The organism is Granulicella mallensis MP5ACTX8 (assembly GCF_000178955.2).
Taxonomy (GTDB): Bacteria; Acidobacteriota; Terriglobia; order Terriglobales; family Acidobacteriaceae; genus Granulicella; species Granulicella mallensis.
Map to the genome: position 1 here is coordinate 1,324,642 of NC_016631.1, position 26,257 is coordinate 1,350,898.

A 26,257-nucleotide genomic window follows, 5' to 3' on the forward strand; every position below is an offset into this window, starting at 1 on the left:
GCGGAGGTGGTGCCGTCAGAGGATGGAGACGAAGGCGGCTGGGATGCCTTCGGTGACGACGCCTACCGTGTTGGCTCCGTTGTTGCGCTGCAGGCTGATCTGGGAGCGTCCGTTGTACATCTGCACAACGCGGGAGCCGGTGGAGGTTCCGAGGTTGTCGATCAGCTTGCCGCTGCCCGCAAGCGTGTAGTGAACGATCGCATGCGAGTCGAGGCAGAGCACGCCGTTGGCGTCTATTAACGTGGCTTCGACGGTGGCCTTGTCTCCCTCGCGCGCAAGCTCACGCAGCACCAGCTTTGCGGGCTTGCCCCACTTGGCGGTCTGGTACTCGAATTCGATCTCGTCGGTGAGGGTGATGCCGTTTTTCTTCGCGATGACGCGCAGATGGTTCTTGCCGGGCACGAAGTTGGCCATCCAGCGCAGACCGGCGGCAGGGAAGTTCTGGCTGTCACGTTGCTTGGTGCCCACGGATTTGCCGTTGACAAAGAGTTCGGCGGACGGGCAGTTGGAGTAGACCTTCACCATGCGCTGCTCGTCTTCCGCACCCCAGCGTACCGGCCATGAGTGGCCGTAGAGATGCACCATCGGCTCTTCGCTCCAATAGGACTGGAAGACGAAGTAGCCTTCCTTCAACGTCATATCGCGTTCGAGCAGACCCTTCTGGTTGATGCGCGGAACAGGATTTTCTGCGCGCAACGGAGTCGTGAAGTCCTTGAAGATCCACTGTGCGGAGCCGGTAAACCAGGGCAGGGTCTCCTGCACCTTGAGGTGCCAGTCGAAGAGGTTGCAGGCGTAGCTCTCGGACCAGTCGCCGTCCTTGGAGATGCGCGGCGCGCCGCCGGTGGGCAGGTAGTCGAGGCCGCGTTCGTCGGTGCCTGTGCCGGTGGCGATCCTGGCGAGAGAGGCGTCGGGGTTTTCGGAGTGGCGGCGGGCGTGGCTGTCCGCGCCCCATTCGATGTGGATGAAGTGTTTGACGCGCTCGCGTTCGGTCTCAAGCGACTGCTGATATTCGGTATAGACTCCGCGATACCAGCCCGCCCAGATGGAGGGCGAATACACGTCGGGAATGTCGCGTGCGAAGTCGCAGCGGCGGAAGGAGGTGACACGCGTGGAGTCGAGGCTGTGTGCGAGCTCGTTCATCTCCTGCATGAAGCTGCGGATGGCCTGCTGGTCGAGCGTGGGATATTCGTTGGGCCAGTCATCCTCATTGCCCAGTCCCCACATCAGAATGGAGGGATGGTTGTAGTGCTGGTCGATCAGGTGCGCGAGCATGGTGCGCGTCTGTTGCTTCCACTGCTCATCGCCGATACCGGCGCGACACCATGGTGCTTCTTCCCAGACGAGGATGCCGAGTTCGTCGCAGAGGTCGAGCACCTGGCTGGTCTGCTGATAGTGGCCGAGACGGATGAAGTTGGCGCCCATCTTCTTGACCAACTCCATCTCCTTGCGGACCAGGTCGTCAGGCTGCGCGGCGGCATAACCGGCGTGGTCCATGTGGCGCTGCGTGCCGCGTAGCAGAAGACGTTCGCCGTTCAATTTGAAAGGCCCGTGGTCGACCCATTCCGTGTGCTTCAGGCCGAAGCGCTCCGTCATCTCGCTGTCGCCGTGCTCGCTGCTGAGTTTGACGCTGCAGGTGTACAGGTGTGGTGTCTTTGGCGACCAGAGCTTCGGTGCGGTGATCTCGAAGGAGGCAATCTCTGTCTCGTCGTTCCACGTGGCGAGGGTCTTCGTCGCCTGATGGACGGTCTTGCCGTCGGCGTCGTTCACGCGGATCGCCAGGGTTACATTGCCCGAAAGCTTCGTCGGATTGTGGAGGCGGCCTTGTAGAGCGACTTTGGTTGGAGCGCCGAGAGCTACTGTCGGTGTGATGTGGAGTGATTCGAACGATACCGCAGGAGCATAGACGAGGTGCACATGGCGATAGAGGCCGCCATAGAGGCTGAAGTCGCTGAGGTCCGAGGGAGAGCGTTCGAGGTCCTGCGAGTTGTCGCAGAGGACGGCAAGTGCAATGCCATTCTCTTTGCCTTTGGTAACTGCTGCTCCGGGCACGGGCGTGGCTGTTGCGAGAGCGTCGGTGATGTCGTAGACAAACTCGTCGTAGCCGCCTACATGCGTCCCTATGAGCTTGGTGCCGATGTAGACCTGCGAGGTCTGGCCGGCACCTTCAAAGTGCAGCAGGGTGCGGCCGTTCTTCAGGGGATTCGTGGCTGGAATATGGGTGCGATACCAGCCGTGGCCGCGATAGTACGGTGTGTCGGGATCGCAGGCATCGTAGTGATTGAAGCAATGAGGGAGAGATATCTTTTCCCACACGGCAATCTCGTCTCCGTGCCAGACTGCCCAGGGACCGGCCAACGGGCCCTGGTAGTACTCCCAGGGCTGATCGAGTTTGAGCGAGGTAGAGGAGGCATCCGCCGCGGCCAGGAAGGGCCGCACAATAGATGCGCGCAAGGGAATAGCTCCCTGGGCGACGGCCGCGGTTGCGGCGAGAGACTTCAAAAACTGGCGGCGAGAAGGCGAAGAGAAGGTAGGTGGCATGGGTGTGAAGTCGCTCGGCCAGGATAAAGCCGTCTTCTGCGGTATATCTAGCGCGGGTTGCGCTTGTCAAGCGGTTGTACAGAAAGGAAAGAATGAATGCGTTCGCGATCGGCGGAAAAGAAAGAGAGGCCGGATAACGCATCGTCTGCGCCTCCGGCCTCCCTTTGTGATCGTGTGTTAGGCGTTCATATGCACGAGCTTGGCGTTCTTCTGAGCGGTGATGACCAGTTCCGCCGCTAAGAGAGCCTGTTCCTGGTCCTGTGCCGTGTGCGTGCGGTTGACGATGTCGGCGACGAACTGGGGACCGAAGGGCAGATCGATGTTGTTGCAGTCGATGTAACGCGACTGCTTTCCGTCCACGATAAAGAGGTTGTTGCCTTGTGGCTTGACGGCGACATCGGTGTACTTGCGCACCTCGATGTACCCTTGCGTGCCGAGGATGAAGAGCCTTCCATCGCCCCAGGTGCCGAGTGCGTCGGGCGTGAACCAGTCCAGCCGAACATAGCCGAACCCCTTGTTGCCGCGCAGCACCATGTCTCCGAAGTCCTGGAAGCGCGGGTGCTCGGGGTGCGCGATATTAGCGATCTGCGACTCGACGATCTCAGCCTTCGTGGACCCTGTGTAGTAGAGAAATTGATCCACCTGGTGCGAGCCGATATCGCAAAGAATTCCGCCGTACTGGTCGGGGTTCCAGAACCAGTCGGGGCGGGGGGCTCCGCCGCCGTTGTCGCCGGACTTCTGCATAATCTGGTGCGGCGCAATGTTGATGGTCTGGATGACGCGGCCGATCGCTCCGGCCTGGACCAATTCTCCAGCTTTGACGGCAGCTTTTACCTCCAGCAACTCGCTGTACATGATGCCGTAGATGCGTTTGGTTTCGGCGATGGTCTTGCGGACTTCGGCGAGCTGCTCCAGTGTCGTGATGCCGGGCTTATCGCTCAGGTAATCTTTGCCGTGCTTCATCACTTTGATGCCGAGGGCGGCACGCTCGCTGGCGATCTTCGAGCTCATGACCAACTGGATCGACGGGTCGTTCAGGATCTCCTCTTCGGAAGAGGCGACTTTGACGTCTGGGAAGCGCTTGCGGAACACGGCAATCTTGTCCGGTTCCGCGCCATAGGCTGCCACCATGACACCGCCGCCGCGTTGGATGGCGCCGATCATTCCGTAGATGTGGTCATGGCTCATGCCGCATACGGCGAAGCGAATGGTGTGGCTGGGTTTCGCGTCCGTCTCCTGCGCTGGCTGTGCGATCTCATGCACGATATGTCCGCTGCCGGTATGCGCTGCGAAGGACGATTCCGGCAAGGCTCCCATGAGCCCCACCGAGCCTATTGTCTGCAAGAACGACCGCCGGTCCATTCCACTGCCTGCACTCATCTATTCATCCCCTTTACCTGCAAATTGCGTGTTTCATCTTATTCCGATGGAGCAACGGCTGTCGCGCTGCCATGACATGTGGAACGAAGAAGCGTCCGTCTTCGGGGCGGAAGGATCGAAACCCGTGGTTTGATGTTCGAACGTAACCTATCGCGCCCAAGAGACTCTAACAGTATGCGTTGGCGTGCGTTTCATTTCAGAATGTCTGCGGCATCGCGCCCTTTAACAGGAGAGCTGATCCAGCATGAACAATCAGAGTGAAACATCAAACGGTGATAAAGCGTCGCTCTTTGGCTACTTTGCCGCGCTCTATCGGTATCCTCTCAACCGCTGGGCGCCCATTCCCTTACGGCTGATCGTCGGCTATGGTTTCATGCAGCATGGTTATGCAAAACTGACCAAAGGCCCCGAAGCCTTTGCCGTGATTCTTCATGCGCTTGGTGTGCCAAGTCCCCATCTGATGGCCTGGCTCACGATTCTGCTCGAACTGTTTAGTGGCCTGGCTGTTCTTCTGGGCGCATTTGTGTCGCTCGCCAGCCTGCCGATGGCTGTGCTTCTAGTGGTAGCTATCTTTACAGTGCATCTGCCGAATGGATTCAGCTCGATCAAACTGATAGCTGTGACCCCTGCCGGCGCTCGGTTTGGGCAGCCGGGGTATGAGTGTAACTTGCTGTATCTCGCTTGCCTCGCGGCACTCGTCCTGGGTGGTTCAGGACCGTTATCGATAGATGGTCTCGTCAAGAGGCGCTTGAAAGTAGAATAATCGTTTCCGTGCCGAGATTTGGAATCGAACCTGTCGATAGGAGCAAGCTGAAACGGCAACTCATCAAGTCCGGGATGAGGCCGAACGACGATCGTGATGCCGCGTTCCGTCGCGTCATCAGTTCTATTCCCAAAGGCAAAGTGAGTACCTATGGAAAGGTCGCTACTGCTGCCGGATATCCTCTCTATCATCGTGCGGTGGCACGGTTGCTGAGGGTGGAACCGGATGTTTTGCCCTGGCATCGTGTTGTGGGTGTAGGTGGAGAGATCAAGGTGCGCGGTGAGGGAACGGCTGAGCAACGCCTGCGCCTGCAGATGGAAGGTGTCAAGTTTTCTGGCAAGCATGTCGACATGGAGAAGTACGAGCACTTTTTGAAACCATGGGAGTAAAGAGAGACAGAGTGGTGAATCGTCAAACCTTGCCAGCTGAGAATCCCATTCAGGGTCTTCCTGATATCCTCGCAAACGGTTTGAGCGTGGTCTTCTGCGGGATCAATCCCGGTCTGCGTTCGGCTGTACTTGGATACCATTTCGCTGGCCGTAGCAACCGCTTCTGGCGTGTTCTTCATCTTTCGGGATTTACTCCGGAGCAGATATTGCCTGAAAATGCCCGTTCTCTACTCGACTATCGTTGTGGGCTTACATCTGCTGTAGAGAGGCCTACGGTCGGCGCCAACGATCTCAGGAGAATTGATTTTATTGAGGGGCGCCCCGAACTGGAGCGGAAGATCCGGCAGTATGGTCCACGTTACATTGCCTTTCTGGGAAAGCCGGCGTGTTCGGCGATCTTTAATCAGCGGGAGCTTCCGTGGGGGCAGCAGTCTATGCGTTTTGGCGGTGCCAAGGTATGGGTGCTACCGAACCCCAGCGGGCTTAGCCGTGCCTTCACTCTTGAAAATTTGGTCACTGCTTACCGGGAGTTGGTTGAAGCCGCAGGATTGTAGGCAGAGGAGGTACGGACAAGCGGTTTGTACTCAGGATGTTTATTGAGAAAGTGATAGACAAACGGACAAATAATTTCGACCTTCAAGTGGCTCTCCTTCGCATAGTCAAACGCCATTTGGGCAAGCTCTGTGGCGATACCGCGACCTCGAAGTGCAGGAGCCACTTCGGTGTGGAGAAGCGATATTGATTCATGGCCGTCGATCTCATAGGCAAGGTAGGAGATCTGGCCCTCGCGCTCGATCTTGAACCGTCCCATTAATTTCTGTGAAGGATCATTATTCATCATTGACCTCGTCTTCTATTTCGCGGTTGGTGCTTTACAAGCACAAGCTTACGCTTGAAGCCCTCTGCATCACTCTCTGTAGAGTGAGATGCATCTTGTTGGCCATCGCAGCATCATAGAAAAAGGCAAAGATCATGGTCTATAAAATCATCGACACTCCAGTCGGAAGATTAAAGCTAATAGCGAGTGATAACGGACTCGTTGCCATTCTCTGGGAGAACGACAATCCGCGCCGGGTCCGTTTGGGAGAGCTTGCGGAGGATGAAAGACATCCCGTCCTTCTCGAAACAGAGCGCCAATTGGGTGAATACTTCAAGGGAAAGCGAAAGTCATTTTCGCTTCCACTTGATATGAGAGGCACTCAGTTCCAGAGGGATGTCTGGGAAGCCCTTTTGGCCATACCCTTTGGCGAGACGCGGAGTTATGGCCAACTCGCGAAACAGTTAGGGAATCCCAAAGCGACACGAGCGGTCGGCGCTGCCAATGGCAGAAATCCGATCTCGATCATTGTGCCATGCCATCGTGTGATTGGATCATCCGGTAAATTGACAGGGTTCGCAGGCGGCCTCGCCCGGAAGGAGCTCTTGCTGGACTTGGAAGGCAACGTTAGATCTGCACACGGGATAGAAGCCAAAAGATCTCTGTCTGAGTCGCACGTTGACCGAACAGTTCAGTCAACCTTGTTTGGTTCGTAACAACTGACAATTCACTCATCCATTTCACATATTGTTCTGAAACTCCCGACGCGGAGAACTATCACTCTCCGCGTCGGTTTTTCTTGATCTGTCAGGCAATACGTCGTTATAACTACATTTTTACGAATATTTATAATGTCGAAAATTAAATAGATGGCGCATTTTGGAGCTTCGGAAACTGCACCGGGAATGCACCCGTGTGGCTACTGACAAGAGCATAGGCTTGTCTATTTGTTCGCAGGATCGCGTTGTTCGCAGGATCGCGTAAACCAATATCTGCAAGCAGAGAGAAAACTCCCCTGCTGAGGAAGAGAAAACTACTAAATGAAATTCGACCCAGTCCGTTTACGGATTGAAATTTGATGGAGATCCTGATGTTTTTAACGATTCTGTCGTAACTTTTTAATCTTTCCTTCATCTGCTATTGGCTCCGGTGAGTCAACCTGATCACAGCAATTGATGCAAGCAGTATCAGTAGGGTCTCCCGTTGGTCGTAAATCGCAACCGCTGAGCAGTGTTACGTCAGGTAAGGAGATGTACCATGTTGTACCAAAAGGAAGAGCCCATTTTAAATGGGCAGAGTTCTTGCGCCGAAAACTTCCGGTGCGCCTTTTCACCCGCCACGTTTGATCTATCCGCTCAAGTTGCCATTGAAAAGATCAGCGAGCTGCTGCGCCGGGAAAAGATAGAAGGCGTTACGCTCGAACAGCCTGAAGACTTGATGTCTGAAGCGCGTGGACTCATGACCGCTCATAGCGGATCTGACGCTCCCTTCGATCCTGAGAGATTCTCCAAGATTATCGACCTGTACTTCCGAACCAGCATTAAGGTCGGATCTACCGGCTATATGGCACGGCAGTTTTCTTCTGTCTTCCCTGTAGCTGCGGTCTTCGATATGATCACGGCCATTTCGCCGCAGCCTGCTTCGTTTTATGAGGCCGGGCAGCTTGCCAATGTCGCCGATAAGATCATCGCGGAAGAGTTTGCCCGTCGCATCGGATGGGATCCCGATACCTGCGACATGATCACGACGTCAGGTGGTTCTCTGGCAAACCTTACGGCGGTTCTCGCTGCACGGAACGATCGCTTGTATGCCAGTTGGAAGACCGGCGTTACACGGCGAAACGGTACTCCTGCTATCGCAGTAGGTGATGACATCCACTACAGCGTGTGCCGGGTCCCTGGAATCATTGGAATTGGTCAGGACAATATCATCCGGCTGCCGCTTAATGATCGCCGTCAGATCTGTGTTCGTCGTGCGATCCCTATCCTCAGGGAAGCGCTTGCAGAGGGCAAAGACATCTTCTGCCTGGTTATCTCGGCGGGTACTACACCCGTCGGGGCCATCGATCCGCTCGAAGAACTGGCTGATTTTGCCGAAGAACATGGCATATGGCTCCATGTAGATGCGGCACACTGCGGCGCTTTTCTGCTATCAGAACGACTCAGACCCAGACTGCGTGGAATCGAACGAGCAGATTCCTTCTGCATTGACGCACACAAGACCTTGTTCGTTCCGGCCCTCTGCACGCTCTTGTTCTATCGTGATCGGGCCAAGGCACGCGGCGCCTTTTCGCAGGAGGCCAGTTACGTCTTTGACCACCATGAGAATTCCATGACGCGATTTGAGAGTGGTGCGAAGAATTTTGAATGCACGAAGCGCCCGGCAATTCTCAACCTATGGTTGATCTGGGCCATGTTTGGGCCACAAGTTATCGCACAAAAGTTAGAGTACCTGGTAGATCTCACCTGGGATGCCTATAGCTATCTCTCGTCTCTGCCGGATTTTGCAACTGTCCACGAACCGGAGGCGAATATCTTGTGCTTTGAATATAAGCCCAAGGGACTCGACTCCATCCAGATCAGCGAACTGCAACTTGCCCTGCGTGATGCCATTCGCGACGGAGGGCGATTTTTTATTTCCAAAGTAGAGATCGAAGGTAGAAACGTGCTTCGCATTGTCATGATGAACCATGAAATAGAGATGGACCATATAGCTGCTCTGATATTTGAAATACGGAGCAGGGCCGCAGAGATCATGAAGTCCTGGGAAGTGCGTGCTCTCGACGCAACGATGGTGGCTCAATAATGACCCAAGCTACCCTCTCCCCTATTGATAACGAACAGGAACAGCTTGCCACGTCCGTTATCCCTGAAGACCAGCTAGCCCCGGATTCGATTGAGGCGGTTCTGGCCCTTCCTCAATTTCTTTCTACGCTGCGAGACGTAGAGCAGCGCACACAGGTCTCCTACGATTGTCTTCCAATCGAGATACAACACGCGATTGTGTTGCGCCGCCTGCGTCAATTAGTGAATATCGCTCGGCTCAATCCTTTATGGCGCGAACGGATGGATGCGGCCAGCCTGTCGGGAGGCATCCACAGCTTCGAAGACTTTCAAGCCATTCCGCTCACCGATAAAGAGACCTTCCGTGATTTCTTTACAGGGGACCGGGCCGGTATGGTCGTGCCTATCGAGCACGGCGGCTTCGAGGTTGTAGCCAGCGGTGGGACTAGTTCCGGCAAGCCGTCTGAGACGGTGTACTCCCTGAAGGAGCTGCAGGATACGTACGAGCTTTCTGGAGAGTTTATTGGCCGCCATATGATGCTTCGGCATCTGGGCGAGAGTGGGCCGCGATGGGTTGCGACGACGCTGGCCGACTACCAGATGTGGAGCAGCGGAACGATGGTGGGAGGGGTCCTGCAGAAGATCCCTGGCGTGAACTATATCGGGGCGGGGCCAATGAGTCCGGAAGTCTATCGCCTCATGATGTCCTATCCGGGCACCAAAGCCATTATGGGTATCACCCAGAGCATCGCTCTGCTGGCCAGCTTTGCAGAGGGTCTGGATGTCGAGGAACGCGATAGCTTCCGGGTGGCGCTCTATGGCAGTGGTGTGTTGCGGAAGAAGATCCGCGACGACTTGAAGACTGCTTATCCCAATATCGCTATTCTCAGCTACTTTGCCGCCACGCAGGCGGAAGCGATCGGGTTACAGCTTAGCGAGGACTCGAATCTACTTTCGGCCGTGCCCGGGCTGCACTTCATCGAGGTTGTCGATGCCGATGGCCGATGGGTAGCGGAGGGAGAAGAAGGGGAGCTGGTTGTTACGCGTTTGCACGCGAATGAGGCTCCGGTCTTCCGTTACAAGATAGGTGACCGGGTTATTCGCCGGCCTTACCTCGCGACACCCTCGCTCAATACGGCACAGTTCGAGTTTGTCGGCCGCAGTGGCGATTTTATGCACATCGGCGATACCCAGTACAACGTCAAGCAGGCGTTCGAAAACATCGCACAGGAGTTCCAAAAACAGGGAATCCTCGATATTGACGAAGTAGCGGCGGAGGTTCAATTCATCAACTACCGGGAGCGGAAGGAGCTGCATCTATTGGTGGCTACCCCCGCCTATCTCGAGCTACTTCCGGTAGTGGCTCAGCGACTTGGTCCGGCAGGCGCATCGCCGGTCATGATCAATGGCCTGATCCGCTCTCTCTCCGTATTCAACAGCCTGGAAGCCAACGACGCGTCGTTACGACGTACCGGATATAACTTCGGCTTGCGGCTGATCGCTCCTTCCTCTCCAGATCTGGTGCGGACAGAGGTCGGTAAGGTTCCTTTGTTGGTTGATGTGGTATCAGGCAACGATGGATCCGGGCTCTAAATTGTTCCATTCACCTATAAACGATTTCAGCGAAAGGAAATGCCCAGTGAGTAAGCTTAATATTCAGATATTCGTAGATGTCATTGCGATGATGACCGGAAGTCCTGTCGAGAAAACAGTTTTTATCTATGACGACAGCCCTTCAGGTAGCCTTGGCAAAGGCACCCATAAAGCAATTTCCGCAGTCTATCCCGGTCAATTGATCCAGTGGAATCTGTATCCAGTGGATGTCCAGACACCGGTGTGGCTCGGTGGCATTACCTTCGGCCCTCAGGAGACCGGAGTCGCTGTGGCTCCGCAAGCAGGCTCTACTGCAACAACCGATTCGGCAGATGGAACCCAGGCAGTAGGCAGCGAGACTCCCTGGCTCTGCACCTGGACGGGCTATGCACCGCTCTGCATGCTGCCGAATTATGGGCATCCCTATACGCTTCATCTGCAGTTCGGCACCACGGGAAAAATGATCAGCGTCGCTGGTCCACAACTCGCTTTTCCCACGATGTATGCCCCTGCTCCCGTTGGGACGAACAGCGTCCTCTAATATTCGCGACTAGCACAACGAACCCTAAAAGAGGAATCTATGCAAAACGGAATCATCTTGTTGGTGGATGTCGACGCCCTGCTGGAAGAGCGCCGGGTCGAGAACAATGTCTATCTCTTAGACAACACAAAAAAACTTGGATCTATTGGTGAGGGAACCACGGATCTAACAACGAATATTGTTGGTGCTCTTAATCCTGATGGGTCCATAGCCGGCGAAGCCGTCATGAACTGGCTGCCCTACGGAATCGCCGCCGCACCGAATCCGGTGTTGCGAGTCGCAGCGAGAAAAGATCATGGCGCTGCGAGATTCCATGAACTCCTCGCTGAGCTGAAAACGGCACCTCCCGCGAATGTAGCGAAGATCGTCGCCCGTCATGAAAAGATAGCGAACCAGCAAGAGTGCGCTACCTTCGAGCGTAAAGATGGACGTCATCACGAGGTCCCCATGGCTTTTGCGCATCCTGCAGGAGTTTCGAAGGGTGAAACCACCGTTAGCGCAGGGGATTTGTCTCCATTGATCTCCGACATCACCGGTCCTGCTGTGGACAACGGAGTGCTTTACCCGGCTCAATACGGATCTCCGGATGCCCTCACAGAAGGCTGGTATTGGAGTGCGACCGTGGATACGCATAAGACCGGTCTCCATGTCTACCAGATCCACTTGCTTGTCCATCGCCCTGTTGGTAAGAAAGGCGAGCCTGTGGTGTGGAAGCCTGAAACTTTTGTCGTAAATGCAAAGATCAACGTCACGGCCGGCACTATCGCCAATGGCTTCACTGGGTATGGGCCTGGAGTGCTTCCGCTCGTACCGCAACTAACAGCAGCATAAGTGATGGCAACAAAGGAGACTAAATATGATCAACGTGAAATCCATCATTGATGTTGTCGGCGCACTCGACGATAACACGCTTGCAGGGAATTGCTACCTGTACGATGACAACCGCCGCGGAGGCTCCCTGAATCAGGGAACTCACAAACTGGCAACAGCAGTTAAAAAGGGTGACCAGATCATTTGGACGGTCACACCGATGGAATGCGAAGCCTATGCGGACATTACAGCGATCAATGTTCCCCAGGATATCTGTGAAGTAAAGCGCTACACCTATGACGGCACCGCAATCGTCTATTGGCTCGGAACTGTGAAAGAGTCCGTGGATGATCTGCCTTATTCCATCACTCTCAATGTAGGTTCTCACTCGTTCAGCATGACCTGTGATCACGGATCGAGACTCATTAAAGGAAACGCCTAAATGACCACTACAGCGGAACAGATACAGGAGAAACCAGTCATGGCGCCGAATGATAAAAATTTGGATAACCCACTGCCTGGTCAATTCAATTCGACCCAGCTCAATGTTGTTACAACCCTTGATGTCGCTAATACTGTTGCGTCGAAGTCGATCGACGGGCGTGCGTTCCTGATGGATAACAGCCCCCACAGTAAGGGCAAGGGAACGCCCCAGCTGCAGACCATCTGCAAGCAAGGACAGGTGCTGAACTGGCTTATCTATTGCCTGGATATGGACCAGCGTGCAGATAAAACCTGGCCTCCGATGGCCCGCATCGTCAACATCGTCTTCCTGGACGAAGGTGGCGAAGAGGTCCTCGGGACGCAGGTCTGCTCTGATTTGAAGATCTACGGAGGTCCTGACGAAATCCGTAGCCCTTACACGCCCTCCTACTACTACTGGGCGGGAATGGTTCGTCCAGACGTGACGCCGGGAATTTACAAGTATCGGTTGGTCTATGAGCTCGACGCTGACGGTGGTGGAATGAAGCATTATTTCCAGCTCTCAGAGGCATCGCTGCGGGTACTGCCGTACGACTTTGTGCCCCAGCATCCCCATAAAGACTAGCTGTGATCGCCTGGATCTATAGCATCCTGAACATGGGCCATGTGTCAGCTTTTGATTGTTAGTATCGCTTGATCTTTTGTAATTCGAGAGAGTTGCCGCCAAGGGGTGTGGAGAGGTGGAAAACGCATAGCGGTTTCCATTTCTCCACACCCTTTGTCTGTTTAAGTCAGCCAGGTTTTGTGGGTGGTCTGTATCCCAACGGGGAGTACGGTCTGACGATGTTGTAGGGAGCAGATCTTATAGCCGATTTTCCGGAGACAATGAATTGCGAGATTGTATGGAATTGCTGTTGATTTTTGCAGGTTCGTATCCGCAGATGAAGATACAGCGTTTGTCATTGGCGTGATGTAGCTTTGCACAACAGGGGGCGGCTCCCCCGCGAACTCGTAAGAAGAGCTTAGCCCCGGCCAACATTCCTAGCGTAGGGGCGATGAAGTAGATCCAAAGCGCGTGCCAGTAGCTGATATAGGATGCGGACCCAAACGTTCGCGCGGGGTTCATGCTCATTCCTGACAACGGTGTTTCGAAGGTTATGTACGTTGCGTACAGTACTCCGACAAAATAAGGGGTAAATTGTGCCAGTGATTTGTGATTGGATACGAACAGGATCGTGCTCATCAGCGTAAACGAGATCATCAATTCTGCAACAAATGCAACCAGATTTCCGTATACGCCCGGCGCAGTTACCGCATAGTGGATAGCATCGTTCTGCACTATACTCCGGAGCACGTAGGCGGCGATCGCGACACCACTCGTCGCGCCAAAGAACTGTGCTGCGCCATAAAACAGTGCATCCCAGAACTTCACCTTTCCCAGCCGATAAAAGGTAAAGGTGATAGCCGGATTGAAATGACCTCCGGACTGCTTGCCCCACGGCGTCATAATAATCGCAGCCAGCGTCGTTCCTACAGCCAATCCCATGAGTGCTCGACGTAGGACCGGGTTGGTAATTGTGTGTCGAACCGGCGAAGCGGGATGCTGGAGCAAAGTTGCAAATATGCAGACAGAGAACATGTATAGGGCTAGTCCGGCAGCCTCCATCAGGTACTCGGGCCAGTGAAGACGTAAGCTGTCGACTGCATTCAATGTGTCATACCGACGGAGTGGTTGCAGGCGGTCCTCTGGTTCCGTGCTGGTGACGGCTTTACTCATTTGCTTTCCATCCCACCCGGCCGGCGATGGTTGCTCTCATGCCCGCGACGCTCCATCGTGAGATGGAGTGGGTCTTGCACCTGGAATGCCAAAGGCAAAACGCCCTCCTTCAGGGGCGAGCGAAGAGATAAGTGCTCTGAACTGCCAGAGATTTCTGCTTAAAGGCTCGGAGAAGGTCGGGGTCTGAGTGACGAAGCCGCGACGGACCGTCAACACTGGCGAATATTGGTCGCCATCCTCGTCGCGGAGGCGGTCTACCGTTCAGCCGTTAAGTCGCCGTCTAACTGGATCGCAGCGTATGCTGGGGATTGCCCGCACGAAGCCTCGCTGACGAAGCGAGTGTTGACGAGTTTCATCGTGCAATCTGACACTATATTGAAATATCAAAATCTCCGCGCAAGTGGCACATTCTTCTGTCATGGAGTCGCGTTGAGAAAGGAGAGCTAATGGAGTCAACGACACAATACCCCGGGCCGGCATTGAACCCAAAGGATGAACTCGGCGAAATGGGCCTTTTTTCCAGTGAATCTGTGCTCAACATTTTAAAGTTGATTCTTGCAGGATCTCCGCTACCCGAGGTGCTCACGATCATTGCTCAGTTGGTCGAATCTCGCGGGGACGGTACCTTGTGCACGATCTGGCTTCCGGACGAGGACGGAAGACATCTTCATTGCGCCGCGGCGCCAGGCCTGCCCGGATTTATCGATGGGACAGGGTCCATGTTGATTGGCCCCCAGGGCGGGTCCTGCGGCACAGCCGTTTACCGAAGGCAGCCGGTTTATGTAAGTGACATCCTCGAAGACCCTATCTGGGATCACTATCGTCATCGGCTTTTGCCGTTTGGAATTCGCGCTGTGTGGTCGCTGCCGTTATTTACCAGCGAGGGGCAAACCCTCGGAACGTTTGCCATTCATTATCGTGAAGTGCGCACCCCTGACGACGCTGATCTGAAGTTGATCGAGAACGCCAGCCATATCGCAGGAATTGCGATCGATCGCCACCTGAATGAAGAGCAATTGCGGCTTGAACGGAACCGGTTGCACTTGCTCCTGGAAATTACTAATAGCATGGCCTCGAAATTAGACATCCGTCGTTTGGTGGAGACATTGTCTACGGATCTGCTGAGAGTGACCCGATGCGACTTTTGCGCCTTGCTTCTACCCGATATCGATAGCGGAGGATTGCGCGTCACTACGCTGTACAACCCTGAGGCGCGAGGCTCTCTGCGTGATGGGACGATCGTCCCTAATGATGGTTCTATCTGTGGCAAGGCCTTTCGGACCGGCAAGACTCAATACTTTGACAACTTCGAGGTGGCTCGAAGTGACGCGGAAAGTTCAGGCAACAGCGCAGGTCCAAGGATCTATCAGCGCTTCGTGGACGAGGGCCTGGTGTCGGGGTGCGGCTTTCCGCTGCTTACCAAGAATGGCGTGATAGGAGTGCTGAGTGCTCTAAACCGGTCGGAGAGAGCGTTCGACCAGGTGGAGATCGCCTTTCTTGAGCAGGTCGCGGGCCAGGTGGCCATAGCTGTCGAGAATGCGTTGGATTATGAAAAAGCGATAAGAGATCGAGACAAAGAGACGAAACATAGGCTTTATCTTGAAGAAGAGATTCGCGCCCAGTTTGGAGAGATTGTCGGAGATAGCCCGGCGTTGAAGACCGCGCTGGACCTGGTGTCCATCGTGGCTCCGACGGATTCAAGTGTGCTGATCATGGGCGAGACAGGAACCGGCAAAGAGCTGGTTGCGCGCGCGATCCACAATTTGAGTGGTCGCCGGGGCCGCTCCTTTGTGAAGTTGAACTGCGCTGCAATTCCACTTGGACTCCTCGAAAGCGAGTTATTCGGGCATGAAAAAGGAGCGTTCACCGGAGCGATTGCGCAGAAGACCGGGCGCTTTGAGCTTGCGAATAAAGGCACCCTCTTCCTGGATGAGGTCGGTGACATTCCTCTGGAACTTCAAGCCAAGCTGTTACGAGTTCTGCAGGAGCGGGAGTTTGAACGGCTCGGCAGCAATCACACGCATAAAGTGGATGTCCGTCTCATCGCAGCGACACACCGTGATCTTCCTGCCATGGTCAAGCAGGGTACGTTTCGCGAGGATCTCTACTATCGGTTAAAAGTATTTCCGATTCATATTCCCGCCTTGCGGCAGCGAACGGAAGATATTCCGAACCTGGTCCGGCATTTTGTGGAATTCTATGCACGCCGAATGGACAAGAGGATCGAAGAAATTCCTTCGGAAACGATGGGTGCCCTGGTACGGTATCGCTGGCCTGGCAACGTTCGCGAGTTGCAGAATTTTATCGAGCGGGCAATGATTCTCTCGCCCCATACGGTTTTGCGAGCTCCCATTTCAGAGTTAGAACCGTTCAGCACTCATAAAGGATCAAACCCACCGTTGACGGGTCTCGAGGATCTGGAGCGGGATCATATCCTCCGGGCGCTTGATGCCAGCGATTGGGTCGTCGGCGGCCCAAAGGGCGCTGCGGAACGGTTGGGCATGAAGCGGACAACCCTGGTTTCTAAAATGCAGAAACTCGGGATAAGCCGGGCCATGTCCGCTGAACAGAAGAGTGTTGGGAGTCCCCTGCGGTCGAAGTGATCGATTCTCTTCGACCGCATTAAGTGCCAAGTCTTGCGACGGAAACCCGTCAGTGGCGAAAATCAGTCCTGGTTTCGTCAGGGATGACACGTGTGCTTCACGTCGTTGGTGGCGATATAGCATTGCAAATACATAACTTATACCTTGGTTTCCATGGACGATAGAGTTCCATTTTTTTGGCACGTTGCTTGCAGCACAAAAGCTGTGTCGACATTCGGAATGTACTGTCCAGTTTGTGGCGAACATGCCGTCTGCAATCAGAGTCTCAGCGGATGATTACCCCCATGTCCACTCTCCAGTCAAAATATCAAGCTGTGCGATCGATGACGCGCTCTCTCGTTGCTCCTTTGTCCGCGGAGGATCAAATGGTGCAGTCGTGTCCGGAGGCTAGTCCGGTCAAATGGCATCAGGCGCATACCACCTGGTTCTTCGAGACCTTTGTCTTGCGGCCGTATCTGTGTGACTACAGGCCCTTTCGCGAAGAGTTTCATCGCCTCTTCAATAGCTATTACCTCGCGCTTGGTGAAGAGATTCCCGAGAAGAAGTTGCGAGCGTCGTTCTCTCGGCCATCGCTCGATGAGGTTCTGGCTTTCCGTGCTCATGTCGATCAGGAGATGGAGAGGTTGTTTGCGTGTTCTCTTGATCCAGAGGTATCAAGGCGGATCATGCTGGGGCTGAATCACGAACAACAGCATCAGGAACTTGCCCTTACCGATATCAAGCATGCCTTTTTCTCGAACCCCTTACGTCTCTCGTACGGATCTGCGGCGCTGCCGAAAGAAGCTCCTCAGCCGAGTCCTCAACTCAGATGGCTGGATTTTGAGGGTGGGATTACCGAGATCGGGTATCCGCTGAACGTTGCCGAACCTTTGGACTTTTGTTTTGACAACGAGACTCCGTGCCATAAGGTTTATCTGGCTCCATTCCTGATTGCGAACCGTAAGGTGACCTGCCGTGAGTATTTAGAGTTCATGGCTGATGAGGCTTATACACGCCCTTCGCTCTGGCTGTCTGAGGGGTGGGAAGCCGTAACACGAGGAGCCTGGAAAGCACCGCTCTATTGGGAGCGAGATGCTGGCGATGCGGCAGGTTGGCGTATCTTCACGCTCAAGGGATGGCACGGACTTGCGGAGTTGCTTGATACCCCCGTCTGTCACGTTAGCTTCTTCGAGGCAGACGCCTTTGCGCGTTGGCGTGCTTGCCGGCTTCCAACAGAGGCAGAGTGGGAATCGATTGCGAGCAGGGAACGCCGGCATGGAAATCTGCTGGATACCGGAAGGCTGCATCCTGCTGTGGCGACTGGCGCCGGCATGGAGCAACTGTTCGGAGATTGCTGGGAATGGACAGCCAGCCCCTACTTGGGCTACCCGGGGTATAAACCTCTCCCCGGTGCACTCGGCGAATACAACGGCAAATTTATGTCGAACCAGATGATCTTGCGCGGAGGGTCATGCATCACCCCTGCCGATCACGTGCGTGCGACCTATCGTAATTTCTTTCATCCGGCGACTCGTTGGCAGTTCACGGGGATACGTCTGGCCATTTGAAAGGTCTTCATTAGCAATGACTCAATACACTCAAGTACTCGATCTGGAGCGCGCATCTGCGAACGGTAAGCGCTCAGAACTTATGAACGAAGTTCGACGTGGTCTAATTACGCGGCCTCGATCACTTGCTCCCTGGATGTTTAAGGAGTATGTGTGGTTTTGAAAGATGACGCTCCCGAATTACGCAGATATCACATTCTGTGCGTGGATGATGAGATTCTAGGTACCACCATGCGCGGAGAGACGCTCCAAGAACACGGTTATTCCGTCGTTCTCTATCATTGTCCGCTTGCGGCTCTTCGCTGCGACTTCTCCAAGTTCGATCTCGCGATTCTGGACTTTCAGATGCCGGGATTAAATGGACGGGAGCTATTTCTGCGCATGCGCGCATTGGGTGCAAGGTTTCCAATGATATTGCTCGCAGGAGGCGTGAATGCACTTTCACATGAAGATCGCGTTCTATTTGTGAAGTGCATCGACAAGGGCATGCCTATCGGACACCTGCTCGAAACGATAGCGGAAGTTCTGGATCCAAACGAGGTGCCTGATCCCTGCACTTGAGGACATCTGTGGTACTTAGATGCTTTGCACGGTTTTAAGAAATTGTGGATGCGTTATCTGGGCCGTCAATCAATATAGGCAGGCAAAAATAGTATTCCGCGACGGTCGTTACGTCCAAATCCTGCCAGCGTCGGACTCTAGTCATCTGTTCGTCACCCAGAGCCTTAACTCTGCTCGCCTGACTGCATGATCTAATCACTAGCAGGAAGAGGCTTATAGCAGAGTTTTTCCTTCTCATTAAAGGTCTTCTCGATGGCCCGTCGATTGCTTTTCTATCTACTTATGCGGGACGCCTCAAAACTTGCTTCGTCTGAGTCGATCATTCAATAGCGAATAAATCAGTGGAGGAATTATGGATAACCTAAGAACATCGTTAACAGCAGCGCAAAGCAATGGGACGGCCATTGGTCACTTCAATATCTCCGATTGGGTATTGCTGAAAGCTGTATTCTCGGCTGCTCAGGAACTAAAGGTTCCGGTAGTCGTCGGTTTATCGGAAGGTGAACGAGGCTTCCTGGGGGTCGCTCAAGTTGCGGCCCTGGTGAAGAGCCTTCGTGAGGAACAGGGCGCCCCTATCTTTCTCAATGCCGACCATACGCATTCCCTGGACAGCGCCATCGCGGCAGCCAAAGCTGGATTCGATTCCATTGTGTTCGACCTGTCCGCACTGCCGTTTGAGGAAAATATCAAACAGACAAAGCAGGCGGTGGAGGCGTTGAAGTCGATCAATCCGATGATCCTGATAGAGGGAGAGATTGGAAACATTGGAACAGGATCTGAGATTCATGAATCCATGCCTGATCTCTCGAGCGAGCTTACGACGCCAGAAGAAGCCAGGCAGTACGTCGAAGGCACCGGAGTCGATATTCTCGCTCCTGCGGTCGGGAACGCGCACGGTATGTTGCAGACCATGTTGAAGGGAGATGTGAAGAAGCACCTCGACATTACCCGGATACGGGAGATAAAGCGTGCCTCCGGAAGCTTCCTGACCTTGCATGGCGGCTCCGGTACGGAGGATCGTGACCTGCAGGAAGCGATCAAGGCCGGAATCAATATCATTCACATCAACACCGAGTTGCGCGTTGCATGGCGGCACGGCCTGGAAGACGCTTTTGCGAAGCAGCCACGAGAGGTTGTTCCCTACAAGCTCTTACCTGTAGCGGAAGAAGCTGTTAAGCAGGTTGTTCTCGCCCGGTTGCGGCTATTCAATCAAGTGCAGTAGCCGCCGGAATCTGCGGAAGATCAGGTGCTGTGACGACGTCACGACCAAATCTCGTCAGTGTTGGAAGTCCGTCGCGAGTTCGTCAGTTTGAGGCAGGATCCCTTGGCGTTTGTATAGGGGGATCTTGCTGTACTCAAACGACTTAGCAAACAGCCAATCTCAATTTGAGATTGGCTGTTTGCTTGCATCGCAATAGGGATGCGGCTCGTGGTTAACGATGACCAGCAGTAGTGAGGAGAGATCTTATGAGTCAAGTCCCTGTGACATCCGTGCATAAAGTTGAGGCGGACGGAATCCAAGTCTTCTACCGTGAAGCCGGCGATGCAGCCGCGCCTGTGTTGCTCTTGCTGCATGGGTTTCCGACATCATCCTTCATGTTCCGCGATCTCATCTCTCGTCTTGCCGACAGCTACAGAGTGATCGCGCCGGATCTGCCCGGATTTGGGTTTACGGAGGTACCCGAAAAGCGAAACTACACATACTCATTCGACGCGCTGGCCGGTACGGTGCAGGCCTTCACTGACGCGCTTGGCCTCACTCGCTACGCGATATACATCTTCGACTATGGAGCGCCTACAGGCCTCCGTCTGGCAATGAGCCGCCCCGAGCGAATTACCGCGATCGTCTCGCAGAACGGCAACGCTTATGAAGAAGGACTCGGCGATGCCTGGGGGCCGATCAGAACGTATTGGGCTGCGCCGACAGCAGAGAACCGGGAAGTGATCCGGAAGAACATCTTGAATTTTGACGGAACCCGCTGGCAGTACACGCACGGTGTCGCGAATCCCGAGAGCGTGCCGCCCGAGTCGTATACGTTGGATGCGGCCTTGCTGGAAAGACCGGGGAATATGGAGATTCAGCTCGACCTGTTCCTTGATTACGCATCGAATGTGAAGCTTTATCCCAAGTTCCAAGAGTACCTTCGGAAGTCGAAGCCGCCGCTGCTGGCAATCTGGGGCAAGAACGATCCCTTCTTCATTCCGGCCGGAGCCGAGGCCTACCGCAAGGATCTGCCGAACGCGAAGGTCCAGTTTCTGGATACAGGGCATTTTGCTACGGAGACACACTCTGTCGAGATTGCCGCTGCGATCAAAGAGTTTTTCGGCGCAAACGGCATCTCGAAATAGAAAGGCGGCAGGGAATCACGATGAACTCTTTTTCTGAAAATGTAACGGTTGTACTCGTCCATGGGGCATGGGCTGACGGGTCCTGCTGGCAGAACATCATTCTGCCTCTGAAGCGACAGGGCCTGAAGGTCACATGCGCTCCTATTCCACTTACATCCCTCATGGATGACATCGCTGCACTCCAGCGCGTAATTGAGAGAACCACGGGACCTGTTGTTCTAGTCGGTCACGCGTATGGCGGAGCTGTGATCGCTGGCCCGTCGGACGATCGGGTCAAGTCGCTCGTGTATGTGGCGGCCCTGGCACCTGATGAGGGGGAGACGGTAGCCGATGTGTTTTATCGCGCCACTCCGCATCCCTCTGCTCCGCAGCTCGCACCCGATGAGCATGGCTTTATCTGGATGCCGGAAGAAGGCTTCAGCAACGCTGTGGCGCACAATGCATCTCCGGATCAAACGACGATTGCGTCTGCAGTGCAGAGGCCTGTCTCTGTGAAGTGCATTCAGGAGAAAGCTCCTGCACCCGCATGGAAGACGAAGCCCTCGTGGTTCCTGCTTGCGGAAGAAGACCGCATGATTCTTTCTGAGACTCAGCGGTACATGGCAAATCGTATGAATGCCAAGATCTGGTCGCATGAAGTGGACCACTCTCCGATGCTCACGGCTCCGTACCTTGTGGTCGAGGTGATCCTGGAAGCTGCGCGTGGAGCGCTCGGCTCGTAAAGTGCTAACGAAGAGGAGGGTCGCACCTCCTCTTCGTTAGAAACATGGAACGTGCTCAACGGACACTCGTGTCTGACGAAGAAAGGTTCTTATGAAGCCCAACTCTGTTGCTGTTGTTACGGGTGCAAGCCAGGGGATTGGCCGCGCTACCGCAGTGCGTTTGGCGCGCGATTTTTCAGCCGTGGTTCTCGTAGCCAGAAATCAGGATGAACTACAAAAGGCTGCAGCCGATGTCAACGCCGCAGGCGCCGAGTCGCTTATCTATGCGCTCGACCTGCGAGATCCTCAGGCCGTAGAGACAGTCGTTAAGGGGACGCTGGAACGCTTTGGCAGGATCGACGCCCTGGTGAATATTGCGGGAGCGGTTCCCCAGATCGATCTGTTCGAGATGACGGATGCTCAGTGGAATGACGGATTAGAGCTCAAACTGCACGGCGCACGCCGCCTGACGGTACGAGCCTGGGATGCGTTGAAAGCCTCAGGCGGATCTGTCGTCCTGATCTCCGGCAGCGCCGCTCTCGACCCAAAGCCTGGGTTCGCTGCGGTTGCCGCGATCAACGCTGCGATTATTGCCCTCGCAAAAGCCTTTGCTGAGCAGGGAATCAAGGACGGAGTGCAGGTCAACAGCGTAGTCCCAGGCGCTGTGATGACCGGACGCAGGCAATCGTTCTTCGCGAAATGGGCGCCCGCGCACAACCTTACCGTAGAAGAGGCGCTGAAGAAGTTTCCAGAGGAAGCTGGTATCAGCCGTTTCGGTAAGCCAGAAGAGATCGCTGACCTGATGGCGTATCTGGTATCGCCGTCGGCGAAGTGGATGACGGGATCTTCTATACGAATGGATGGCGGCGAAGTCAAAGGCATCTGAGTCAGGAGTTCAGCGCCGTTTTGGTTCGCTAGTGCTATCTGCCAGGCCGGCATGATGGGAGAACCTATGTCTCCACGAAAAGCGAATATTGAACGACTGGCTACATTTTCAGATGGGGTGTTTGCGGTCATCATCACGATCATGGTCCTGGACCTGAGGCCGCCGGAGCACCCCACCTTCGCATCTCTGTTGCCGTTATGGCCGACTGCGCTGAGCTACCTGGTGAGTTATCTGTTTATAGCCATCGTTTGGACGAATCACCATCACCTGCTGCGCTTCGCCGACGAGTCGACGCCGCGGTTGATTTGGATTAATTTCGCGCACTTATTCACAGTATCGCTGGTGCCGTTTGCAACGGCATGGGTTGCGAGCACACGTATAGCCGCGGTTCCCGTCTTCCTTTATGCAGCGGTGTTTGTCCTGGTGGAGTTGGCCTATCTTCAGTTCGAGCACCACGCCCTGACCCAGGCGGAAGTGGAGGAGATCTCGCCTCGCACTCGCAGGCTTGCATGGATACGCTCCCTCGTTGCACTCGGACTCTTTCTCACTGCGATGTTCGTGTCGTTCGAGTTTCCGCGGTGCAGCTTCGCACTGGTGTGTTGCGCCGTCCTTCTTTATCTAGTGCCGGAGCCTCCAGTGCCCCCAGGTGAGAGCACGGACTCGGTCTCTCTGAAAACGGTGTGACTGCCCAAGAAGGACTCAACAGCAGCCGGGCTCGTTTTGTTAAGACATCGCTGGAAACAGCTTCAAAAGAATGATCCCCATGATCCAAAGCGGAGGAGAGTCGGAGTTGATTGATGTTATTTTGGCTGGCAATACCCAGCTTTACCATCAGTTGATTCTTCCTTATGAGCGGAGCGTCTACCTGATTTCGCATTCCTACATGAAGAACGATAAGGATGCTGAGGATGTAGCGCAGGAAACGTTTGTTAGGGCCTTTCAGAATCTAGGCTCCTTCCGAGGCGATAGAAAGCTCAGGACGTGGTTCATCGGTATCGCGATCAATGAGGCAAAGAGCCGATTGCAGCAACAGGCGATCATCCAGACTGCCTCTCTACTAAAACCTCAGAACGAAGAGTGGCTTATGTCCCCGACACTTCTGGACGATTGGAAAGAGCTTCCTTCTGGTGTGGTCGAGCACGAGGAGATCAGAAGCCTGCTGCAGCAAGCCTTTGAGAGGCTTCCTGATATTTACCAGCGAGTGTTTCTCCTGCGCGATATAGAGGGACTCGATCTAAACGACACGGCACAGATTCTGGATATGGATGTCGCACAGGTGAATCTCACGTCGCACGGGGCTCGAATCATTCTGCAGAGCTTGTTGGTACCACAATTGGGTGCAATCAACCTGGCTTCGAAGGAGCCGAGCTCCAGGAGGCATTCACGTGCAGCGACGAACCTTACAGCTAAAGTCCGTCACTGTCGAAGATCCGTCACAGCTTCGTCAGATGACGACTGCGATTGATGATGCTGGTTCAATCGATTTGCAGCGCAGGAACCACTTAGCTAGCCCATCTGGTTGAAAAGAAGATGCGCTGAGTTTGGCCGTTCGATTGCACTCAAACAATTAACCTTCGTTACGTCATCGCCTACGTGGAGCTATATCCATCACGGCAAGGAGAAGTATTTATGGATCGGGTCTCGTCTGAACAATCAATGAACGCGGAGAATCAAGACCTGGTTTCTGTTGGTTCCTCAATAGAGGCCAAAAGCCTCCTAACTAAGGTAGCTGCCTGGGTAAGTGATCGTAATATCCCTTTCCTGATTTCCAGTATCGGCATGATCGCGATGCTCCTTTGGGCGGGGTCTTTCAAGATGACTGCGCCCGGCGCCGAAGGCATCATTCCCCTGGTTTCAAATAGCCCGCTGATCAGTTGGCACTTTAAAGTATTCGGTCCTTATGTCGGCTCTGATCTAATTGGCCTTACCGAAATCATCGCCGCCACGTTGATGATCGTAGGTTATTTGAAGCCCAAAGCCGGTATCGTCGGCGGCCTTATTGCATGCGTCATGTTCTTCATCACCAGTACGATGGTGATGACTACCCCCGGTGCGATTATTGTGGTCAAAGGGCTTCGGTATATGAGTTTCACGGGCTTGTTCCTTTTCAAGGACATCATCTCTCTTGGGGTAGCGTTCTATCTCGTCACCTATTTCGGTAAAAGAGCTATCCTCTCCGAAAACAAAAACTAATCGCTAAGTAGACGAAACCCTGGCCACGTCACCTCTCCGCTTGAAGCGCTCGGGGTGACAACAGGGCGTTGATCGCGTAAGTATGCAAAGAGGCTGAGATCCTCAAACACAAGTTCTACAACGGAGAACATTACCTATGGACCCTCAAGTGCAGCCCGAAGTTTACGATCTTCTTATCCTTGGTAGCGGCGCAGGCGCGAAACTGCTGGCCTGGACCTTCGCAGGGCAAGGCCAGCGCGTCGCCGTGGTCGAGCGCAAGTATGTTGGAGGAGCCTGCCCGAACATCGCATGCCTTCCCAGCAAGAATGTGATTCATACGGCACAGATCGCGCACAACGTTCGGCGCAGCGAAGAGTTCGGTGTCAGCATCGACAACTTTCGCATCAATATGCCGGCTGTCAGAGATCGCAAGCGCAGGATGGTCCAGGGATTGGTAGACACGCATCTCGCTCTCTACAAGCAGAGCGGCGCGGAACTGATCATGGCATCCGGCAGATTTGTGGGACCCAGGGTACTGGAAGCGACCCTGGCGGATGGAACGAAGCGATTGCTGACCGGCAAGAATATTGTGATCGGAACAGGGACGCATGCAGCTATTGAGAACATTCCCGGAATGGCAGCGGCACAGCCGCTGACCCACGTCGAGGCACTGGAGCTCGATGTCGTGCCCGAGCACCTTATCATTCTCGGAGCTGGATATGTGGGGCTGGAGTTCGCACAGGCGATGCGCCGGTTCGGTAGCCAGGTCACGGTCGTAGACCGTAACGAGCGTGTAATTCATGGCGAGGACGAAGACACCACCGAGGGATTGCAGAGCCTCCTCGAGGACGAAGGCATCAAGCTGGTTTTGAATGCCAAGGTGAAGAGCGTCGCGGGAGTATCAGGACAATCGGTCCGTGTCACTCTCTCGCAGAACGGCGTGGAGAGGACGCTGGAGGGCACACATCTCCTGGTTGCGGCTGGACGTGTGCCGAACACGAAAGACATTGGGCTGGATCTCGTTGGAGTGGAGCTGACGGAGCGCGGCTACATAAAAGTAAACGAGCGCCTTGAGACGAGCGCGCCCGGAGTGTGGGCGGTGGGTGAGGTCGCGGGCAGCCCGCAGTTCACCCACATCAGCGAGGATGATTTCCGCGTTGTTCGCGACAACCTGCTCGGCGGCAACCACGTGACTACGGGGAGACAGGTACCCTTCTGTCTCTTTACAGACCCTGAATTCGCACGCATTGGAATGACCGAGAAGGAAGCCCGCTCCAAGGGGATCGCCTACCGTCTCTTCAAGGTTCCGATGACGCATGTGCTACGGGCGCGCAGCCTTATGGAAACACGCGGATTCCTTAAGTGCCTGGTGGAGCGTGACAGCGACCGCATCCTCGGGTTCGCGGCGTTTGGTGTGGGGGCAGGCGAGATCATGGCGTGCGTGCAGATTGCCATGCTGGGAAGGATGCCCTACACCTCGCTGCGAGAGGCTATCCTCGCACATCCTACGATTCCAGAGGGGTTGATCGCTCTGTTTTCTTCTGCTGCGTCTTAGAGCTTGAATCGTTCATTCACCGGGAATATTTCGTGAGTTGGCGGGTTGTAATGCCTATGGGTTCTTTGC

At 54.6% G+C, this 26,257-nt stretch carries 26 protein-coding genes; 21 read left to right on the forward strand and 5 right to left on the reverse strand.

Annotated elements, in window-relative coordinates:
• Positions 1–15 precede the first annotated feature (15 nt).
• On the reverse strand, positions 16–2,538 hold the full coding sequence (locus tag ACIX8_RS05565; protein ID WP_014264347.1) for a glycoside hydrolase family 2 protein: 2,523 nt from the start codon (positions 2,536–2,538) through the stop codon (positions 16–18).
• 177 nt (positions 2,539–2,715) lie between these two features.
• Positions 2,716–3,918, reverse strand: coding sequence for a Gfo/Idh/MocA family protein (locus ACIX8_RS05570; protein ID WP_223295470.1), 1,203 nt, complete (start codon positions 3,916–3,918; stop codon positions 2,716–2,718).
• 244 nt (positions 3,919–4,162) lie between these two features.
• On the opposite strand from ACIX8_RS05570, the gene ACIX8_RS05575 reads away from it, so the two are divergent.
• The 3 genes from ACIX8_RS05575 to mug are packed head-to-tail and all read left to right on the forward strand — an operon-like array spanning position 4,163 to position 5,624.
• On the forward strand, positions 4,163–4,681 hold the full coding sequence (locus ACIX8_RS05575) for a DoxX family protein (RefSeq protein ID WP_014264349.1): 519 nt from the start codon (positions 4,163–4,165) through the stop codon (positions 4,679–4,681).
• A gap of 8 nt (positions 4,682–4,689) precedes the next feature.
• Positions 4,690–5,070, forward strand: a complete 381-nt coding sequence (locus ACIX8_RS05580) for an MGMT family protein (RefSeq protein ID WP_014264350.1) — start codon at positions 4,690–4,692, stop codon at positions 5,068–5,070.
• A gap of 14 nt (positions 5,071–5,084) precedes the next feature.
• On the forward strand, positions 5,085–5,624 hold the full coding sequence (gene mug / locus ACIX8_RS25080; protein ID WP_223295471.1) for a G/U mismatch-specific DNA glycosylase: 540 nt from the start codon (positions 5,085–5,087) through the stop codon (positions 5,622–5,624).
• On the opposite strand, the gene ACIX8_RS05590 is transcribed toward mug, so the two are convergent.
• Complete coding sequence (locus ACIX8_RS05590) at positions 5,591–5,911, reverse strand: GNAT family N-acetyltransferase (RefSeq protein ID WP_044176233.1); 321 nt, start codon at positions 5,909–5,911, stop codon at positions 5,591–5,593. The genes mug and ACIX8_RS05590 overlap by 34 nt on opposite strands.
• A gap of 131 nt (positions 5,912–6,042) precedes the next feature.
• On the opposite strand from ACIX8_RS05590, the gene ACIX8_RS05595 reads away from it, so the two are divergent.
• A complete protein-coding gene (locus tag ACIX8_RS05595) occupies positions 6,043–6,603 on the forward strand; it encodes a methylated-DNA--[protein]-cysteine S-methyltransferase (RefSeq protein ID WP_014264353.1) in 561 nt (186 codons plus the stop codon).
• Positions 6,604–6,748: 145 nt separating this feature from the next.
• On the opposite strand, the gene ACIX8_RS25550 is transcribed toward ACIX8_RS05595, so the two are convergent.
• The gene (locus tag ACIX8_RS25550; protein ID WP_014264354.1) at positions 6,749–7,021 is read right to left on the reverse strand and encodes a hypothetical protein; all 273 of its coding nucleotides are present in this window, start codon (positions 7,019–7,021) and stop codon (positions 6,749–6,751) included.
• A gap of 123 nt (positions 7,022–7,144) precedes the next feature.
• Between ACIX8_RS25550 and ACIX8_RS05600 the strand changes: the two genes are divergently transcribed.
• Genes ACIX8_RS05600 through ACIX8_RS05635 form a run of 6 tightly spaced genes read left to right on the forward strand, consistent with a single transcriptional unit; the run spans position 7,145 to position 12,662 of the window.
• Positions 7,145–8,692, forward strand: coding sequence for a pyridoxal phosphate-dependent decarboxylase family protein (locus tag ACIX8_RS05600; protein ID WP_014264355.1), 1,548 nt, complete (start codon positions 7,145–7,147; stop codon positions 8,690–8,692).
• Positions 8,692–10,263 carry a phenylacetate--CoA ligase family protein gene (locus tag ACIX8_RS24375; protein ID WP_014264356.1) on the forward strand — a complete coding sequence of 524 codons (1,572 nt, stop codon included), beginning with the start codon at positions 8,692–8,694 and terminating at the stop codon, positions 10,261–10,263. The genes ACIX8_RS05600 and ACIX8_RS24375 overlap by 1 nt, the downstream gene beginning before the upstream one ends.
• Positions 10,264–10,309: 46 nt before the next feature.
• Positions 10,310–10,804 carry a hypothetical protein gene (locus tag ACIX8_RS05620; RefSeq protein ID WP_014264357.1) on the forward strand — a complete coding sequence of 165 codons (495 nt, stop codon included), beginning with the start codon at positions 10,310–10,312 and terminating at the stop codon, positions 10,802–10,804.
• Between the two features lie 39 nt (positions 10,805–10,843).
• Positions 10,844–11,635, forward strand: coding sequence for a hypothetical protein (locus tag ACIX8_RS05625; RefSeq protein ID WP_014264358.1), 792 nt, complete (start codon positions 10,844–10,846; stop codon positions 11,633–11,635).
• 25 nt (positions 11,636–11,660) lie between these two features.
• Positions 11,661–12,056 carry a hypothetical protein gene (locus tag ACIX8_RS24380; RefSeq protein ID WP_014264359.1) on the forward strand — a complete coding sequence of 132 codons (396 nt, stop codon included), beginning with the start codon at positions 11,661–11,663 and terminating at the stop codon, positions 12,054–12,056.
• Positions 12,057–12,095: 39 nt separating this feature from the next.
• The gene (locus ACIX8_RS05635) at positions 12,096–12,662 is read left to right on the forward strand and encodes a hypothetical protein (RefSeq protein WP_014264360.1); all 567 of its coding nucleotides are present in this window, start codon (positions 12,096–12,098) and stop codon (positions 12,660–12,662) included.
• A 237-nt stretch (positions 12,663–12,899) separates the two neighbouring features.
• Here the strand turns inward: ACIX8_RS05635 and ACIX8_RS05640 are convergent, their stop codons facing one another.
• Positions 12,900–13,814 carry an MIP/aquaporin family protein gene (locus ACIX8_RS05640; RefSeq protein WP_014264361.1) on the reverse strand — a complete coding sequence of 305 codons (915 nt, stop codon included), beginning with the start codon at positions 13,812–13,814 and terminating at the stop codon, positions 12,900–12,902.
• A gap of 506 nt (positions 13,815–14,320) precedes the next feature.
• Between ACIX8_RS05640 and ACIX8_RS05645 the strand changes: the two genes are divergently transcribed.
• The 11 genes from ACIX8_RS05645 (at position 14,321) to ACIX8_RS05695 (ending at position 26,188) form a co-directional block, all read left to right on the forward strand.
• Positions 14,321–16,417, forward strand: a complete 2,097-nt coding sequence (locus ACIX8_RS05645; RefSeq protein ID WP_044177897.1) for a sigma 54-interacting transcriptional regulator — start codon at positions 14,321–14,323, stop codon at positions 16,415–16,417.
• A 284-nt stretch (positions 16,418–16,701) separates the two neighbouring features.
• The gene (gene egtB, locus ACIX8_RS05650; protein WP_150110502.1) at positions 16,702–17,964 is read left to right on the forward strand and encodes an ergothioneine biosynthesis protein EgtB; all 1,263 of its coding nucleotides are present in this window, start codon (positions 16,702–16,704) and stop codon (positions 17,962–17,964) included.
• A gap of 153 nt (positions 17,965–18,117) precedes the next feature.
• The gene (locus tag ACIX8_RS05655) at positions 18,118–18,525 is read left to right on the forward strand and encodes a response regulator (protein ID WP_014264364.1); all 408 of its coding nucleotides are present in this window, start codon (positions 18,118–18,120) and stop codon (positions 18,523–18,525) included.
• 352 nt (positions 18,526–18,877) lie between these two features.
• Positions 18,878–19,747 (forward strand): class II fructose-bisphosphate aldolase, encoded by an 870-nt coding sequence (locus tag ACIX8_RS05660; protein ID WP_014264365.1) that lies wholly within the window; start codon positions 18,878–18,880, stop codon positions 19,745–19,747.
• Positions 19,748–19,992: 245 nt separating this feature from the next.
• Complete coding sequence (locus tag ACIX8_RS05665; RefSeq protein WP_014264366.1) at positions 19,993–20,874, forward strand: alpha/beta fold hydrolase; 882 nt, start codon at positions 19,993–19,995, stop codon at positions 20,872–20,874.
• 20 nt (positions 20,875–20,894) lie between these two features.
• Positions 20,895–21,596, forward strand: a complete 702-nt coding sequence (locus tag ACIX8_RS05670) for an alpha/beta fold hydrolase (protein WP_014264367.1) — start codon at positions 20,895–20,897, stop codon at positions 21,594–21,596.
• 91 nt (positions 21,597–21,687) lie between these two features.
• Positions 21,688–22,461, forward strand: a complete 774-nt coding sequence (locus ACIX8_RS05675) for an SDR family oxidoreductase (protein WP_014264368.1) — start codon at positions 21,688–21,690, stop codon at positions 22,459–22,461.
• Between the two features lie 66 nt (positions 22,462–22,527).
• Positions 22,528–23,145, forward strand: a complete 618-nt coding sequence (locus ACIX8_RS05680) for a TMEM175 family protein (RefSeq protein WP_014264369.1) — start codon at positions 22,528–22,530, stop codon at positions 23,143–23,145.
• Positions 23,146–23,215: 70 nt separating this feature from the next.
• Positions 23,216–23,926, forward strand: a complete 711-nt coding sequence (locus ACIX8_RS05685; protein WP_014264370.1) for a sigma-70 family RNA polymerase sigma factor — start codon at positions 23,216–23,218, stop codon at positions 23,924–23,926.
• A gap of 164 nt (positions 23,927–24,090) precedes the next feature.
• A complete protein-coding gene (locus tag ACIX8_RS05690; RefSeq protein WP_014264371.1) occupies positions 24,091–24,654 on the forward strand; it encodes a DUF417 family protein in 564 nt (187 codons plus the stop codon).
• Between the two features lie 136 nt (positions 24,655–24,790).
• On the forward strand, positions 24,791–26,188 hold the full coding sequence (locus ACIX8_RS05695) for a dihydrolipoyl dehydrogenase family protein (RefSeq protein ID WP_014264372.1): 1,398 nt from the start codon (positions 24,791–24,793) through the stop codon (positions 26,186–26,188).
• Positions 26,189–26,257: the final 69 nt, after the last annotated feature.